Origin of the sequence: Rhodococcus koreensis (assembly GCF_900105905.1) — a bacterium.
Lineage (GTDB): Bacteria > Actinomycetota > Actinomycetes > Mycobacteriales > Mycobacteriaceae > Rhodococcus_F > Rhodococcus_F koreensis.
On sequence record NZ_FNSV01000005.1, the window covers coordinates 1401070 to 1415960 of the forward strand.

Below are 14891 nucleotides of genomic sequence, written 5' to 3' on the forward strand. Positions count from 1 at the left end.
CGATCTCCGCATTCCCGGCTCAACGACTGGTCGCGGCGGGTCCGCCTGCCGACTCGGGAGCGGGTGCGGCGTCACTGCGGATATCGATTCGCCACCCGGTCAAGCGCGCAGCAAGACGGGCATTTTGCCCTTCCTTGCCGATGGCGAGGGACAGCTGGAAGTCGGGGACGACGACACGCGCGGCCCGGGCCTCCGGATCCACGACAGTGACGGAGACCACTTTCGACGGTGACAGCGCGTTGCCGACGAACCGGGCCGGGTCGTCGTCGAAGTCGATGATGTCGATCTTCTCACCGGCGAGCTCACTCATCACGTTGCGCACCCGCTGACCCATCGGCCCGATGCATGCGCCCTTCGCATTCAGCCCCTGCACCCGCGACTGGACGGCGATCTTCGACCGGTGGCCTGCCTCCCGGGCGACGGCGATGATCTCGACCGAGCCGTCCGCGATTTCCGGAACCTCGAGCGCGAACAGTTTGCGCACGAGGTTCGGGTGGGTGCGCGACAACGTGATCTGCGGCCCGCGCTGTCCGCGGGCGACACCGACGACGTAACACTTGAGCCGCTCGCCGTGTTCGTAGTTCTCCCCGGGCACCTGCTCGGCGGGCGGGATCAGGCCCTCGGCGCCGCTGGCCTCGCTCCCGATCCGCACCACGACCATGCCGCGCGAGTTCGCCCGGGTGTCGCGCTGGATCACGCCGCCGACGATCTCACCCTCATGGGTGGAGTACTCGCCGAAGCTCCGCTCGTGCTCGGCGTCGCGCAGCCGCTGGAGAATGACCTGGCGCGCGGTGGTCGCCGCGATCCGGCCGAAACCTTCCGGGGTGTCGTCCCACTCCTCGCCGACCATGTTGCCGTCGGAGTCGACGTCGTGCGCCATCACCCGCACGATGCCGCTCTTGGTGTCGACGTCGATCCGGGCGTGCTGCTGATGCCCCTCGGTGTGCCGGTAGGCGGTGAGCAGCGCCGTCTGGATGGTCGAGATGACGGTCTCGATCGAGATGCCCTTGTCGGCTTCGATGGCGCGTAGCGCCGCAATGTCGATATTCACTTGTCCAGCCCCTCTACTACTTCTTCATCTTCCGACGCGTCTGCGTCCGCAGGTGCCACGCGACCCTCGGGTATTCCGCCGGCGAGTTCCAGCTCCCTCGGGTCGGGTTTCGAGAATTCCACCTGCACAACAGCTTTCTGAATGTCCGGGAGCGCGATGCGCCGAACGTCCGGACCGGTGCGCGAGCCGATCACCACCGCGACCGAGTCGCCGTCGAGGGCCCCGATCCGGCCCACGACGGTCTCGTGCGCGAGGTCGATCCGGGCCTTGCGGCCGCGGGCCCGCTGCCAGTGCCGCTCGTGCGTGAGCGGCCGGTCGATGCCGGGAGACGTGACCTCGAGCGTGTACGGGGACTCCCCGAAATCGGACACCGAGTCGAACACCTCGGAGATCTCGTGGCTGAGGTTCGCGACCGCGTCGAGTTCGAGCCCGGCGTCGCTGTCCACCATGATCCGGACTGCGCTGTGCCTGCCCGCGAGGGTGACCGCAACGTCCTCCAAGTCGTAGCCCTGGCGTTGGACCAGATCGGAGATGAGCTCCGTCACCCTCTCCTTGGATGGAACCGGCATCGGGGAAGCTCCTCGTTTCAGTTGTCGCTCGTCGTGTGTCGTGGTCTGCAGGTCACCGTGCCGCACAGGGCAGCACCTCGAACCCGTCGGGACGGGTTCGAGCATCTAAGAGTAACGCCGATTCGAGGCGCCCGTGACCAGCCCCGGTGCTCGATTCCCGGGATCGCGGCCCGACCTGGCACCATGGACCGGTGCTCATGCCCACCGTCTCCCGGCCCCCGACATCCGGTCCGGCCGTGTCCCGGCGCACCGCTCTCCGGTTCGCAGCAGCCTCCGCGTTCGGCGTCGCGAGCGTCCCCGTGCTGGCGGGATGCGCAGACGGCGAGGACGCCGACACCGAGGTCGATTCACTGGTCGCGCAGTCGCGTCTGGCGCGTCGCGACGCCGCGGGCGCGGCGGCGACCATCGCACTACTGCCCGACCGCGGCGCGGCACTCGAACTCGTCCGCGCCCAGCGCACCGCGCACGCCGACGCGTTGGACGCCGAAATCGCCAGGGCCGCGGGAACTTACCCGGACGGCACCGCGCCGACCACATCCGCTCCCCCGTCGGCGACACCGACCGCACCCGCGCCTCCGCCCGGTCTCGAGCAATTGCGGGCCGACCTGGCCGAGTCGCAGCGCAGTGCAGCCGACTCGGCACGCGCGCTGACCGCGTACCGCGCGGGACTGTGTGCGTCGATCAGCGCCGCGTGCGGAACGTACCTGGCGGTGGTGCTGCCGTGACGACACCCACCGAAGCCGAGAGCAGGAGCCTCGGCGACGCGCTGGCCGCCGAACATTCCGCGGTGTTCGCCTACGGGGTGGTCGCCGCCTTCTCGAATCCCACGCGGGCGGCGCAGGTGGCCACCGCCGCCGCGGCCCACCGGGCCCGCCGGGACGAACTCCTGGACACGCTGACCGCGGCGGGCCTGACGGCCCCGGCCGCCGAAGCGGGCTACACGCTGCCGTTCCCGGTCACCGACCCGATCACCGCCGCGCAACTCGCGGCCCAGGTCGAGGCGGACACCGCGGTCGCGTGGCGGGCGGTCGTCGAACACGGCGAGACGGCGGACACCCGGACGCTCGGCGTGACCGCGCTGACCGACGCCGCCGTCCGGGAGGCCACCTGGCGGGTGGCACTCGGAACCGATCCGGTGGCCGACCCGTTTCCCGGCCAACCCTGACACGGAGGTTCCCGCCCACCGGGATTGTGCCCCCACCCGGCGCGCTCCCGGCTTAGCGTCTCTCCCGACACACTGAACGGCAACGGGAGGACGGCGGCGTGGACGAACGCTCGGTGGAGCAGCGTGTGGCGGACCTGGAGCGGGTGACCGCGATCAAGGCCCTCAAGTACCGCTACTGGCGAGCGTGCGACGGCAAGGATCCGGACGCGTTCCGTGCCTGCTTCGTCGCGTCCGGGGCGTCCGTCGACTTCGGCCCCCTCGGCCGGTTCGACGACGCCGACCGGCTCACGGACGTCTTCCGCAGGATCGCGCTCCACGAGGTGGACGGCAAGCACGTGATCCTGGACATGCACCACGGCTTCCATCCGGATATCGTGCTGCGCGGCGACACCGAGGCGACCGGTACGTGGACGCTGCAGTTCCGCCAGGTCGATCTGCTGAAGCGGACGGAAACCGTGTCCGCCGGCGAGTACGACGACGCCTACCGCTTCGAGGACTGCGAATGGCGAATGTCGCGATGCCACTTCACCACTCGATGGTCGATCACCCGCCCGCTCACCGAGGACACGGTGGTCGTCCAGTGAGCGCCGGGGTAGCACTGGTCACCGGGGGAAGCCGCGGCGTCGGCAAGGGCGTCGCGACCGCGCTGGGGGCCGCCGGGTGGACTGTCTACGTCACCGGACGCGGCCCGGTGACCGCGGACAGCCCGCTGTCGGCGTCCGCGCGGGCGGTCACCGACGCCGGGGGCACCGGCATCGCGGTGACGTGCGATCACCGCATCGACGAGGAGGTGCACGCCCTGTTCGCCCGGATCTCGGACGAGCAGTCAGGCCGACTCGACCTGCTGGTCAACAACGTGTGGGCCGCCCCCGCGGGATTCGGCGGGTTCAGCACACCGTTCTGGGAACGGCCCCTCGGCGACTGGGACTCGCTGATCGGCGTCGGACTGCGCGCCCATTACGTCGCGTCCGTGGAGGCAGCGCGGTTGATGGTGCCCCGGCGGTCCGGGTTGATCGCGAACATCTCGTCGTTCGGGACCCGGGGACATCTCCACTCGGTGCTCTACGGCATGTCCAAGGCCGGGTTGGACAAGATGGCCAGCGACATGGCGGCGGAGCTGGCTCCGCACGACGTCCGTGCGGTCTCGCTGTGGCCGGGCATCGTGCGCACGGAGATGATCGTCGCCAGCGGGATGGAGACCATTGCCGGCTTTCCCGTGGCGGACGCCGAGTCTCCCGAGTTCGTCGGCGAGGTGATCTGCGCCCTCACCGCGGACCCCACCCTGCCGGACCGCAGCGGCCACACCTTCGTGACGGCGGAGCTGGCCGTCGAATACCGCATCACCGACACGCAGGGCCGCACCCCGCCGTCGCACCGGGAACCGTTCGGCGGCGGCCCCCTGTTCTGAGCCGTGGCCGTCAGTTCACGTCGCGGCGGCGGACGAGCCAGATCGTGCCTGCCGCGAACGCGGCGACGTAGCCGGCCAGGACGAGCACCGACGTGCTGCCGTCGAGGATGTTCAGGACTCCGGGGGTGGTGTCGCCGCCGAAGTCGCGGAGTGAGCCGGCCAGCGAGCCCGCGGCGGTGCCGGGGAGGAAGTCCGTCACCACCGACACGGGGTCGAGGACGGCGGCGACTCCGCGGAGCAGGTTTTCGACCACCAGCACCCACACGAGCCCGAGACCGACGGACAACGCGGGCCCCCGCGCGAGGGCGCCGACGAGGACACCGGCCGCGGTCCACATGGCGAGGATGAGCATCCCGGAGGCGAGCGCCTTCAGCATCGCCGAGGCGGCAGGCAGATTCGCCGGCTCCGATTCGACCGCGGCGATGACGGTGGCCACGCCGACGTCGACGGCCGCCACGGTGACGACCAGTCCGATCACGACGGTCAGCAGCGCGAGGAGTGTTCCGGCGAGCGCGGCCGATCGCGAAGGGCCCTGGGTGAACACGGTCTTCCACGTCCCCCACCCATAGCCGCTGCCGATGGTGAGCGCGCCGAGGATGAGCATCAGCGCACCCCCGAACATGGCCATGCCCTGGGTGAACACCTGCGGCACCGCCGAGGGCAGCATCTGCGCGAGCAGCACGTCCGGGGGCGCCGACGACGCCATGTCGGTGGTGCCGCCGGTCTTGAACGTGATGTAGTTGAACAGATAGACGAAGACCAGGTTCAGCACGATCCACGCGGCGAGCAGCACCCACATCGACGGCCACTTCCGCAGTCGGAGAAGCTCTGCTCGCGTGCCGGCGATCACTGCATTCATGACATTCTCCTCGGTTCGTTGCTCGCCGTGCGGTCGCCGGGATTGCTGTCGGACGTCATCGCGAAGAAGACGTCCTCGAGCGATCGCTCCCGCCGGGACAACTCGTACAGGTCGATTCCCGCGTCGACGAGAACACGGGCCACCTTCGGGGCCAGTTCGGGCGACACGGCGACGGCGAGCGCGTCACCCACTGTGTCGACGACGTCGCGCCCCAGCAGTTCCGCGAGCACCGCCGCGGCCCGTTCCCGCGGATCGGCGCGTACCAGCAGGCTGGTGCCGCCGCGAAGTTCGGCGACGGTGGACTGCGCGATCAGCTCGCCGCGTGAGATCACGCCGACGCGATCGCAGATCTCCTGCACCTCGCTGAGCATGTGGCTGGACAGCATCACGGAATGCCCGGAATCGGCGAGTTCGACTATCAGTTCCCGCATCTCGGCCATCCCCGCCGGGTCGAGACCGTTGGTGGGTTCGTCGAGGATCAGCAGGTCGGGTTCGCCGAGGAGTGCGGCCGCGACACCGAGGCGCTGCTTCATCCCGAGCGAGTAGGTGCGGAACCGGTCGTGCCCGCGATGGCGCAGGCCCACCCGGTGCAGCGCGGATTCCACCGCGTCGTCCTGCAGCCGGCGGCATCTGCTCAGCACCCGCAGGTTGTCGCGACCGGACAGGTAGGGGAAGAAGCCGGGGCCTTCGATCAGCACACCGGTGCGCGCCGCCACCGCGCCGTCACCGGGTGCGCACCCGAAGAGCGTCGCGGTCCCGGAGGTCGGCCGGACGAGGCCCGTGAGCATGCGCAGTGTGGTGGTCTTGCCTGCGCCGTTCGGTCCGAGGAACCCGTACACCTCGCCCGCCCGCACGGTCAGGCTGACGGCGTCGACCGCCGCGTGTTCGCCGTAGCGTTTGGTCAACCTGTCGGTGACCACGATGTCGGAAGTCATGGCTCCAGCCTCGGCCCCGCGGACGGCGCGCACATCCGCCTGCGCGCGTCTTCTCGCGTACGTGCCGCGGACGATGACAGCGTCGCCGGATCGGGTCTACGTTCGGGTGGTGCACACCGACCGGAGGGACACGTCGATCGCCCCGCGGGACGTCCTGATCGCCCTGGGCGTCGCAATCGTGCAGGTCGTCGGCAGTGTCGGCGCCAACCACAACCAGTCGTGGGCGACGCCGCTGGACGCGGCGGGCTTCGTGTTGCTGGTGTGCGGTCCGCTCGCACTGCTCTTCCGGCGACGGTCGCCGGTCACGGTCCTGCTCGTCGTCCTCGCCGTCACGGTCCTGTACGTCGTCCGGGGTTACGGGTACGGCCCGGTGTTCCTGTCGCTCGTGGTCGCGTTCCTCGGCGCGGCGACGGCCGGGTCGCGCTGGCGCACGTATCCGATCCTCGCGGTCGGTTACGTGATGATCGTCTTCGCCGTGCCCGCCGTCTCGGCCGCCGAGGCTCCGTCGCTCCTCGCCCTCACCGGCATCGCGGCCTGGCTGCTGGTGCTCCTTGCCGCCGCCGAGATCATCCGTCAGCGCCGCGGGACGCTCGACGCCCACAGGCAACGCGCCGAGGCGGCGCAACGCAGCACCCTGGACGAGCAGCGCCGCCGGGCCAGCGAGGAGCGGCTCGCGATCGCCCGCGAGCTGCACGATATTCTGGCACACAGTCTTTCGCTCATCAACGTGCAGGCGTCGGTCGCACTCGAGCTGTGGGACAGCAGACCCGAACAGTCACAGGAGGCACTGTCCGCGATCAAGGTCGCGAGCCGTGACGCGATCGGCGACGTCCACGCGCTGCTGGCATCGCTGCGCGGCGAAGACAGCCCGCCCACCGCGCCCACCGCCGGGATCGGGGACCTGGACGGTGTGGTCGAGCGTGCCCGCGCCGCGGGTCTTGCGGTGACGACGATCGTCGAGGGCGCACCGCGGCCGTTGCCCGCCGTGGTCGACGTCGCTGCCGCGCGCATCGTGCAGGAGTCGCTGACCAATGTGGCCCGCCACTCCGGCGGCTCGTCGGCCGATGTCACGGTGACGTACTCGCCCACGTCCGTCCGCGTCCGGATCGACGACGACGGACGGGGCCCGGACGGCGCGTCGGCCGGTGGCGGCGGCAACGGCATCCCCGGCATGCGGGAACGCGCCCGCGCCCTCGGCGGTGAACTGACCGCCGGGAGCGGGCCGGGTGGCGGCTTCCGGGTGCAGGCGACGCTCCCCCTCGGGCACGACATGGTTGACCGGGCATGACGATTCGCGTACTCGTCGCCGACGACCAGGCCCTCGTGCGGGCGGGTTTCGCCGCCCTGCTCGACGCCCAGCCGGACATCACCGTGGCCGGTCAAGCCGAGAACGGCGAGCAAGCGGTGAGCCTGACCCGGACGCTGGTTCCCGACGTCGTCCTCATGGACATCCGGATGCCGGTGCTCGACGGACTGGAGGCGACCCGGCGTATCGCCGCCGATCCCGGGCTGTCCGGCGTGCGGGTGGTGGTGCTCACCACGTTCGAACTGGACGAGTACGTCTTCGAGGCGATGCGCGCGGGGGCGACGGGTTTCCTGGTCAAGCACACCGAACCCGCCGAACTGGTGCGGGCGGTCCGCGTGGTGGCCGACGGGGATGCCCTGCTGTCGCCGTCTGTGACGCGGAAACTGGTCGCGGAGTTCGCGACCCACGCCAAACGGCCGCCGCACTCCGGCCGCCTCGACGACCTCACCGATCGTGAACGCGAGGTGATGCTCCTGATCGCCGAGGGCCTCACCAACGCCGAGATCGGCTCGCGACTGTTCCTGAGCCCGGCCACCGCCCGCACGCACGTCAGCCGGATTCTGCTGAAACTCGGCGCCAGGGACCGCACACAACTGGTGGTCATGGCGTACGAGTGGGGCCTGGTCCGGCCGGGCTGGCAGGACTGACGCCCGGTCCGGCCCCATCACATCGACGCCAGGACCGCCTTCGACCGTCCCGGCATGAGGGCGGCGGCGACGACCGCGACCGCCACGGACCCGGCTCCCACGTACAGCGCCGGCGCGAGGGCGTCGATGTACCCGGTCGGCGTGAGGCTGCCGCCCGCACCGAGGAACACCGCGGTCAGCAGCGCGATCCCCAGCGCGACTCCGATCTCCCGGAGCGTCGCGTTGGTCGAACTGGCCGTGCCGTGGTCGGCCTCGGGCATGTCGGCGAGGACGGCGGTCGCGTTGGGGGCGAACGTCAGACCCATTCCCGCGCCGGCCATCACGAACGCCGGAACCATGCTGCCGTAGGTGGCGCCGGGAACGATGAGCGACGCCATCCAGAGCAGTGACAGTCCCTGCAGCACCAGTCCGGTGACGAGGAGCGTCCGGACGCCCAGCCGAGGCGCGAGCAACCCCGCGATCGGCGCCACCACCATGGGTGCCGCCGTCCACGGCAGCGTCCTCAGGCCGGCCTCGAACGGGGAATACCCCATGACGATCTGGAGGTACTGCGACAGGAGGAAGACGGCACCCATCATTCCCAGCGTGAACGTCAGCCCGATCACGTTGGCCAGGGAGAACTGACGGGACCGGAACAACCGCAGCGGCATCACGGGAAACGGTGTGCGCAACTCGCGCACCACGAACGCCGCGAGCAGCACCACCGCTGCGACGAGGGCACCGAGAACCGTGGCACTGGTCCAGCCGTCGTCGTTGCCGTGCACGATGCCCCAGACTCCGAGGAACACCGCGGCCCCGGCCAGTACGACGCCGAGCGGATCCAGCGATTGCCGCTTCCCCTTCGACTCGCCGAGCGCGTAGAGCGCCAACGGGATCGCGACCGCGGCGACGGGAACGTTGATCCAGAACACGGCCTGCCACGACACCCCGTCGACGACGGCGCCGCCGATCACCGGGCCGAGAGCGATTCCGAGCCCCGAGACGCCGCCCCAGATCCCGATGGCGAGGGCTCGCTTGGCGAGCGGCACGGCCCCGGCGAGCAGGGTGAGCGAGAGCGGCATGATCGCGGCCGCGCCGACACCCTGGACGGCCCGCGCCGCGATCAGCATCTCGGAGGTGGTCGACAGCGCCGAGGCGATCGATGCCAGCGCGAAGAGCACTATGCCCCAGAGGAATACACGCCGGCGCCCGAGCCGGTCGCCCAGCGCCGACAGCGTCAGCATCAAGGTCGCGAAGGCCAGCGTGTAGGCGTTCAGGAACCACTGCAACTGCCCCACCGACGCATTCAGGTCGCGTTGGATCACCGGCAGGGCGCTGGTCATCACGAGGTTGTCGAGGGTGGCCATGAACATCGGGATCGAGGCGGCGGCGATCGCCAGCCACACCGGCACCGTCCGGCCGCGGAGATGCCCCGGGGGCGGCGCCGCCGATTCGTGGTCGAGGCGTTCGGAGAGTGTCGTCATGACGGGACCTCACATCCGAGTCGTGGGTAGAGGAAACCAGAAGTTGTAAGCATCAGATGATTACTTATTTCGGAGACTAGTAATCAACTGATAACATGTCAACATGGCCTCGCCCGTGAAACAGACCCGCATGAGCGCGACGGAACGGCGTGAACTCGTACTGGCCGCCGCCTCCCGCGCGTTCGCCAGGGACGGCTATCACGGCACCAGCACCGACGCCGTCGCACGCGAGGCCGGGGTGTCGCAGCCGTACGTGGTGCGCATGTTCGGTTCGAAATCGCGGCTGTTCGCCGATGTCTTCGACCGCGCGATGTCCCGGATTCTCGAGACCTTCGAACCCTGGTTCGACGGTGTCGCCGCCGACCCCGAGAACGACGAATCGTGGCTCCCGATGGGCGTCGCGTACACCGAACTGCTCGAGGACCGCGACCTCCTGCTCGTGATGATGCACGGCTTCACGTCCGGCGCGAACCCGGAGATCGGCGCACTGGCGCGCGACTGGATGTCCCGGCTCTACACACAGATCCGCACGCGCACCGGCTGCAGCCCCGAACGGGCCCGCACCTTCATCGCCAACGGAATGCTGCTCAACACCCTGCTCGCCATGCAGGTACCCGAACATGCCGGGCAGGATCCGGCGCTCGAGGAACTCGCCGTGTGCGCATTCGGCAACACCCTGGACGCCGCAAGCTCCGAGAACTGATCCGTGATCGGCGATTTCCGCTCTTGATCTTGCTCATCGGACACACGGCGGGGCACGATGGAAGCGTGCGGAAGGGGTGTAGCCGTGGACCGAGCCGTTGAGTCTCGACTGAGCTATTCCGACAGGGAGGGTCACCACCACACCGTGGACCTCTCCCCCACTTCCGCGCGCGTCACGATCGGACGGTCGCCCGGCTCCGATCTACTCCTCACGGAGGACGACGAGGTCTCGCGACTCCACGCCGTGCTCGAATGCGTCGGCTCGCACTGGACCATCCTCGACGACGGACTCTCCCGTAACGGCACGTTCGTCAACGGCGAGCGGCTCGCGGGCCGTCGACGGCTCCGGCAGGGCGACAGCATCCGCATCGGCGGAACCAAGATCCGGTACCTGGAATTCGGCGGCGCTCTCGACGAGGCCACCCGGATGGGGACCGACATGCCCGACGTCCGGTCCCTGACCGACACCCAGCGGGCGGTCCTCACGGCGCTGTGCCGGCCGTACAAGCACGGCGCCGCGTTCGCGAATCCCGCGTCGAACCAGCAGATCGCGCAGGAGTTGTTCCTCAGCGTCGACGCGATCAAGACACATCTGCGCGCATTGTTCGCGAAGTTCGGCGTCGGCGATCTCCCGCAGAATCAAAAGCGGGTCAGCCTGGCCGAGCGGGCCATGCGCAGCGGCATCATCAACGAGCGCGATCTCTGATCAGCACGCGGCCATCAGCTCGCGGTGCGCGGCCGTCTCACCGTGGGCGATCCGCTCGACGAGGCCGATGATGGCGAGCGCGACGTCGGCCGCACGTTCGAGGATCACCGAGTGACCGGCCCCGTCGACGCTCACGAGCTCCGAAGCGGGGAGCTTCGAGGCCATCGCGACCGAATGCTGGAGCGGGGTGAGCATGTCCACCGAACCGCACAGGATCAACGACGGGATGTGAGCTAGCGCGGCGAGGGAGTGCCGCTCGTCGAACCCGAGCAGGGATTCGAGGAAGCTCGACATGGTGACGACGGACGTGGTGTTGGCCATCGCCGCGACCAGTGCGGCCAGGCGAGGGTCGACGACCCGGTTACGGGCGCCTGCCGCGCGGGCGATCGCCGTGCAGACGGTGCGACCCACCCGCTTCGATCCGTGCACGACCCGCGGCGCGCGACGCACCGCGGAGCGGAACAGCGACACCGCGGGGCTGCGCAGGTGCCGACCGAGACCTGCCTCGGCGAGATCGCACGCCGCGGTGGAGATCAGGGCCATGCCGACGATCCGCGAACCGATCGTGTGCGGGTTCTGCCGGGTGTAGGACAGTGCGGTCATCCCGCCCATCGAGTGCCCGACGAGGACGACCGGGCCGTGCGGTGCGACGGCGTCGAGCACGGAACCGAGGTCGCGGCCGAGCTGATCGATCGTGTAGGTGGCTGCCGGCGCCTCCCCCGACTCACCGTGCCCCCGGTGATCGTAGAAGACCATGCGAACATCGTTGCGCCAGAAGCGGACCAGCTGTTCGCGCAGTGCCCACCAGGATTCGGTGCGCAGGCAGTGACCGTGGACGAACACCACCGTGGTGGCCGCGTCGGGCGAACCGAACTCGCGAACCGCGAGCGGGACCCCGTCGTCGGTCCTGACCGTGAGGCGACGACCTTCGTGCTCATGTGCAACCGGGGTGTTCGTCATGATGGCCTCCTCGGTTTCTTCGCTCGCGGCTGGTGAAGCGTTACGTTCTTGCTTGTCCCCTACTCTGCCGCGCACCGTCGGCACCAACCAGGACCCCCAGTGGTGGCCACCGCACCCGGAGGTGTCGCGCATTCCACCCCTGGGGTGGGTGGACACGGGCATGCCGGAAATCCCCCTCGGCGAGGAGGCATCCGGCAATGAGTGCCGGCGCGGAAGAACCCCGGGCTCTTCCCCTCGTGAGTTCCGATTCCGGGGTCCTCACCGCGACCAAGCAACCGGTCCGGGTCGCTCGCGACTGGAGGGTGTTCTCTGCTGCCGATTCAGGATGCGGTGTCCGGACGGGCACCACCAGGCACCCCGGGGTGGGGAACCCGTCACCCCCAGGGAAGGCCCGCGCCGCCTTGTCCGCCGAAGTCGTGGCCGCCGACGCTCGTTCCGCCGGGCCCGGCCTTGATCCCGTCCACCGCGATCGGCCCGACATGGGGGCCGCCGATGTCGACGTTGCCGCCCTGCGCGTTCGGTCCGGGAGCAAGGGTGCTCACGGAGGGATCGTCGGAGGGGGCGTCCGGTGCCGCCGACGCGATGCCCGCGCCCGCCGCGAGGACGAAGAACGCGGCCGCGACGGCGGCACCCGTGCGTGTGAGGACAGTGGAGAAGCCGAAGGAAGTCGACATGGGAAAGAACCTTTCGCAGTGCGTGGCAGGGGGCGGGAGTAGTCGGTATGGCATGGCGCCGAGGGGCCGGCACCTGGCGGTGTCGACCCCTCGGGTGTTCAGCGAGATCGAGCGATCACGACTCGGTCAGAAGCAGAAGACGAACCCGCAGTTCTGGGTGTTATCCGTCGTGGTCGTGTCACCGGCGCCCGCGCCTCCGTTCGCGGAGCCACCGTTCGCATCCCCGGCATTGCCTCCATTGGCGTCCCCGGCGTTCCCGCCGTTTCCTCCGTTGCCACCGTTGCCGGCGTTCTGGGGACCGGTCGTGGTACCCGGGCTGCCGATGACCGGACCGCCCAGCACGACGTTTCCACCGGAGCCGTTGCCGCCGTTGCCGCCGGCACCGCCCTGAGAAGTGCCGCCGTTGCCACCCTGCGAGGTGCCGCCCGGTGCCGTGCCGCCGTTACCACCCGGATCGGCGGAGGCGATTCCCGCTCCGGCCGTGAGGGCGAAGCCCGCGATCGCGAGAGCGGAAAGGGTGCGCTTGAAGGTGTGTGCCATGTGTGGATCTTTCTGTGGGGGTGGGGTTTTGCTTGCCACATAAGAATGCGCTGAGAGCGCCCACCCGGACAGATACCCCAGGGGGCGCAAGCGGCACCCCGAGGGATGACGCCGCCCCACCCCGTGGAGCCGTGCCTACGGCCGCATTTCGTACGCCCCGTCGTACCCTTCCACCTGCGCCCACACCCGCGAGAATCGTTCCGCGTCCACGACGGGCCGGCGGATCGCGCCGAGCGCCCACTCCTGCTGAGCCTCGGTGGCGGACGATTTACCGTGCAGCGCAACGGCATAACCGGAGAAGTCGCGAATCTGGAAGTCGAAGATCTGGTCGATCAAGTCGCGGTCGACGCCGGCGATGCCGGCCTGCTCGAGAATCAGGTGCCCGTAGACCACGAGCGAGAACAGGTGCCCGAGGTCGAGCAGGAAGTCGAGGTCCTTCTGCTGGTCGGCGTCGGGCGGGGCGGTGGTGAGCAGTTCCCGCAGCGCCGTCGCCTGCTCGTGGAACCGGGCCACGTTGGGGACGTCCGAATGCGCCTCGTACACCGTCGTCCAGTCGTGGAACTGGATCTTGCCCGCACCTCGGGTCGGGCCCTGGGCCCAGAAGAAGGCGTCGTCGGCGGCGTCGATCCTGGTGCCGATCTCCGGGTACTCCGCGGGATTGAGCAGGTAGTTCGGCATGAACTTCAGGATCAGACCGACGTTGACGTGCACCGTGCCCTCGAGCTTCGGCAGGGTGCCGATCAGCTGGGCGGCCTCCCGGAAGTAGGTGTTCTTCTCGTAGCCCTTCGCCGCGATCACGTCGTGCAGGAGCGCGATCACCTTCTCCCCCTCGGAGGTGACCTTCGCCTTCGTCATCGGGTTGAACAGCAGGTACCGGCGGTCGTCGAGACTGGCGCTGCGGAAGTAGTCGACGGAGCGGGCGCTGAACAACTTCATCGCGACCAGCCTGCTGTACGCGTCGACGAAGTTGCCGCGCACGTGCGGGAAATCGGTGACGGGGTTTCCGTACAGAATCCTGTTGTGCGCGTGGGTGATCGACTCGTAGAACGCGTGCTCGGAGATACCGATGGAACCCGTGCACAGGTTGAACTTGCCGACGTTGACCGTGTTCAGCGCGGCCTCGAACGCGGCGACCCCGGTGTGCAGGATGTCCTCTTCCCGCACCGGGTAGTCCTCGAGCCGGAACGTGCTGACATACATCTGGCCGTGCACCACGTTGCCCTGCAGGTGGTACGCCGGGTGGCGGCTGTCCGCGACGAAGAAGACGTAGCCGTCGCTGCCCTCGACATCGGTGCGCCTGCCGAACACCGACACCATGCCCGCGACGTTGCCGTTGCCGATGTAGTACTTGTCTCCGCTCGCGGTGAACGCGAGATCCGGGTCACCCTCGGCGGGAGTCAGCAGCATATCCGTCGAGTAGACGTCCGCACCGTGTTCCCGCTCCGACAGACCGAACGCCAGCACCCCGCCATCGTCGAGGAGCCTCGCAGCGCGATCCTTCGCCGCCCGGTTCCCGCTCATCCAGATGGGGCCGAGACCCAGAACCGTCACCTGCCACGCGTACCAGTACGCCAGCCCGTAGAACCCGAAGATCTCACTGAGCGCGGCGTTGCGTGCGGCATCCCAGCGTTTACCCGGATCGCCGCCCGCCGACTCGGCAGGCGTGAGGAACGTGGCGAACAGCTTCTCCCGTTTCACGAACTCCAGGAAGTCCTCGGGCCAGACCGCCTCGAGATCATCCTCGAGGAGCCGCTTCTTGCCCCGCGACTCGAACCACTCGATCAGCGCCCGCAGCAGTCTGCGCGTCTCCGGATCGAAATGCTCGGGATCGTAGGAGTTCGGATCGAACAGCAGGGAGTTCGTCACAGCAGGCCTTTCGTCCGGACGTGTCAGGCCAAGCTAACAG

Annotated in this window: 17 protein-coding genes; 8 read left to right on the plus strand and 9 right to left on the minus strand. The window is 69.2% G+C overall.

Annotation, left to right across the window (positions count from 1 at the left end; genetic code table 11):
• Window positions 1–19: 19 nt before the first annotated feature.
• A complete protein-coding gene (nusA, locus tag BLV94_RS11205) occupies window positions 20–1051 on the minus strand; it encodes a transcription termination factor NusA (protein ID WP_072937876.1) in 1032 nt (343 codons plus the stop codon).
• The gene (gene rimP / locus BLV94_RS11210; protein ID WP_072937875.1) at window positions 1048–1620 is read right to left on the minus strand and encodes a ribosome maturation factor RimP; all 573 of its coding nucleotides are present in this window, start codon (window positions 1618–1620) and stop codon (window positions 1048–1050) included. The genes nusA and rimP overlap by 4 nt, the downstream gene beginning before the upstream one ends.
• A gap of 197 nt (window positions 1621–1817) precedes the next feature.
• Between rimP and BLV94_RS11215 the strand changes: the two genes are divergently transcribed.
• From BLV94_RS11215 to BLV94_RS11230, 4 genes are all read left to right on the plus strand, one after another.
• On the plus strand, window positions 1818–2345 hold the full coding sequence (locus BLV94_RS11215; protein WP_072937990.1) for a hypothetical protein: 528 nt from the start codon (window positions 1818–1820) through the stop codon (window positions 2343–2345).
• Window positions 2342–2785 (plus strand): ferritin-like domain-containing protein, encoded by a 444-nt coding sequence (locus tag BLV94_RS11220; RefSeq protein WP_072937874.1) that lies wholly within the window; start codon window positions 2342–2344, stop codon window positions 2783–2785. Before BLV94_RS11215 ends, BLV94_RS11220 begins: the two co-directional genes overlap by 4 nt.
• A gap of 98 nt (window positions 2786–2883) precedes the next feature.
• A complete protein-coding gene (locus BLV94_RS11225) occupies window positions 2884–3369 on the plus strand; it encodes a nuclear transport factor 2 family protein (RefSeq protein ID WP_072937873.1) in 486 nt (161 codons plus the stop codon).
• Entirely contained in the window at window positions 3366–4193 is an 828-nt protein-coding gene (locus tag BLV94_RS11230) for an SDR family NAD(P)-dependent oxidoreductase (protein WP_083395552.1), read from the plus strand. Before BLV94_RS11225 ends, BLV94_RS11230 begins: the two co-directional genes overlap by 4 nt.
• Before the next feature lie 10 nt (window positions 4194–4203).
• On the opposite strand, the gene BLV94_RS11235 is transcribed toward BLV94_RS11230, so the two are convergent.
• Both BLV94_RS11235 and BLV94_RS11240 read right to left on the minus strand, forming a co-directional pair.
• A complete protein-coding gene (locus tag BLV94_RS11235) occupies window positions 4204–5052 on the minus strand; it encodes an ABC-2 transporter permease (RefSeq protein ID WP_072937871.1) in 849 nt (282 codons plus the stop codon).
• Window positions 5049–5987: an ABC transporter ATP-binding protein gene (locus BLV94_RS11240; RefSeq protein ID WP_072937870.1), complete on the minus strand. Its 939-nt coding sequence runs from the start codon at window positions 5985–5987 to the stop codon at window positions 5049–5051. Before BLV94_RS11240 ends, BLV94_RS11235 begins: the two co-directional genes overlap by 4 nt.
• On the opposite strand from BLV94_RS11240, the gene BLV94_RS11245 reads away from it, so the two are divergent.
• Complete coding sequence (locus BLV94_RS11245) at window positions 5986–7275, plus strand: sensor histidine kinase (RefSeq protein ID WP_244163580.1); 1290 nt, start codon at window positions 5986–5988, stop codon at window positions 7273–7275. The genes BLV94_RS11240 and BLV94_RS11245 overlap by 2 nt on opposite strands.
• Window positions 7272–7940 (plus strand): response regulator transcription factor, encoded by a 669-nt coding sequence (locus BLV94_RS11250; RefSeq protein WP_072937869.1) that lies wholly within the window; start codon window positions 7272–7274, stop codon window positions 7938–7940. Before BLV94_RS11245 ends, BLV94_RS11250 begins: the two co-directional genes overlap by 4 nt.
• 17 nt (window positions 7941–7957) lie before the next feature.
• On the opposite strand, the gene BLV94_RS11255 is transcribed toward BLV94_RS11250, so the two are convergent.
• Entirely contained in the window at window positions 7958–9403 is a 1446-nt protein-coding gene (locus BLV94_RS11255) for an MFS transporter (RefSeq protein WP_072937868.1), read from the minus strand.
• A 103-nt stretch (window positions 9404–9506) separates the two neighbouring features.
• Here BLV94_RS11255 and BLV94_RS11260 point away from each other — a divergent pair, with 103 nt between their 5' ends.
• Window positions 9507–10106 (plus strand): TetR/AcrR family transcriptional regulator, encoded by a 600-nt coding sequence (locus BLV94_RS11260; protein WP_072937867.1) that lies wholly within the window; start codon window positions 9507–9509, stop codon window positions 10104–10106.
• 57 nt (window positions 10107–10163) lie between these two features.
• Window positions 10164–10811, plus strand: coding sequence for an FHA domain-containing protein (locus BLV94_RS11265; protein WP_072937866.1), 648 nt, complete (start codon window positions 10164–10166; stop codon window positions 10809–10811).
• On the opposite strand, the gene BLV94_RS11270 is transcribed toward BLV94_RS11265, so the two are convergent.
• The 4 genes from BLV94_RS11270 to BLV94_RS11285 all read right to left on the minus strand — a co-directional run bounded on the left by BLV94_RS11270 (window position 10812) and on the right by BLV94_RS11285 (window position 14851).
• Window positions 10812–11771: an alpha/beta fold hydrolase gene (locus tag BLV94_RS11270; RefSeq protein WP_072937865.1), complete on the minus strand. Its 960-nt coding sequence runs from the start codon at window positions 11769–11771 to the stop codon at window positions 10812–10814.
• A gap of 374 nt (window positions 11772–12145) precedes the next feature.
• Complete coding sequence (locus BLV94_RS11275; RefSeq protein WP_072937864.1) at window positions 12146–12445, minus strand: hypothetical protein; 300 nt, start codon at window positions 12443–12445, stop codon at window positions 12146–12148.
• 126 nt (window positions 12446–12571) lie between these two features.
• Window positions 12572–12985 carry a hypothetical protein gene (locus BLV94_RS11280; RefSeq protein ID WP_174705457.1) on the minus strand — a complete coding sequence of 138 codons (414 nt, stop codon included), beginning with the start codon at window positions 12983–12985 and terminating at the stop codon, window positions 12572–12574.
• Between the two features lie 135 nt (window positions 12986–13120).
• Window positions 13121–14851 (minus strand): acyl-CoA dehydrogenase family protein, encoded by a 1731-nt coding sequence (locus BLV94_RS11285; RefSeq protein ID WP_072937862.1) that lies wholly within the window; start codon window positions 14849–14851, stop codon window positions 13121–13123.
• Window positions 14852–14891 lie beyond the last annotated feature (40 nt).

Excerpts from the sequence above, each read along its gene's own strand:
- rimP (WP_072937875.1), bottom strand. The coding sequence starts at position 1,620 with ATGCCGGTTCCATCCAAGGAGAGGGTGACGGAGCTCATCTCCGATCTG.
- BLV94_RS11215 (WP_072937990.1), top strand. The coding sequence starts at position 1,818 with ATGCCCACCGTCTCCCGGCCCCCGACATCCGGTCCGGCCGTGTCCCGG.
- BLV94_RS11235 (WP_072937871.1), bottom strand. The coding sequence starts at position 5,052 with ATGAATGCAGTGATCGCCGGCACGCGAGCAGAGCTTCTCCGACTGCGG.
- BLV94_RS11245 (WP_244163580.1), top strand. The coding sequence starts at position 5,986 with ATGGCTCCAGCCTCGGCCCCGCGGACGGCGCGCACATCCGCCTGCGCG.
- BLV94_RS11240 (WP_072937870.1), bottom strand. The coding sequence starts at position 5,987 with ATGACTTCCGACATCGTGGTCACCGACAGGTTGACCAAACGCTACGGC.
- BLV94_RS11250 (WP_072937869.1), top strand. The coding sequence starts at position 7,272 with ATGACGATTCGCGTACTCGTCGCCGACGACCAGGCCCTCGTGCGGGCG.
- BLV94_RS11255 (WP_072937868.1), bottom strand. The coding sequence starts at position 9,403 with ATGACGACACTCTCCGAACGCCTCGACCACGAATCGGCGGCGCCGCCC.
- BLV94_RS11260 (WP_072937867.1), top strand. The coding sequence starts at position 9,507 with ATGGCCTCGCCCGTGAAACAGACCCGCATGAGCGCGACGGAACGGCGT.
- BLV94_RS11265 (WP_072937866.1), top strand. The coding sequence starts at position 10,164 with ATGGAAGCGTGCGGAAGGGGTGTAGCCGTGGACCGAGCCGTTGAGTCT.
- BLV94_RS11270 (WP_072937865.1), bottom strand. The coding sequence starts at position 11,771 with ATGACGAACACCCCGGTTGCACATGAGCACGAAGGTCGTCGCCTCACG.
- BLV94_RS11275 (WP_072937864.1), bottom strand. The coding sequence starts at position 12,445 with ATGTCGACTTCCTTCGGCTTCTCCACTGTCCTCACACGCACGGGTGCC.
- BLV94_RS11280 (WP_174705457.1), bottom strand. The coding sequence starts at position 12,985 with ATGGCACACACCTTCAAGCGCACCCTTTCCGCTCTCGCGATCGCGGGC.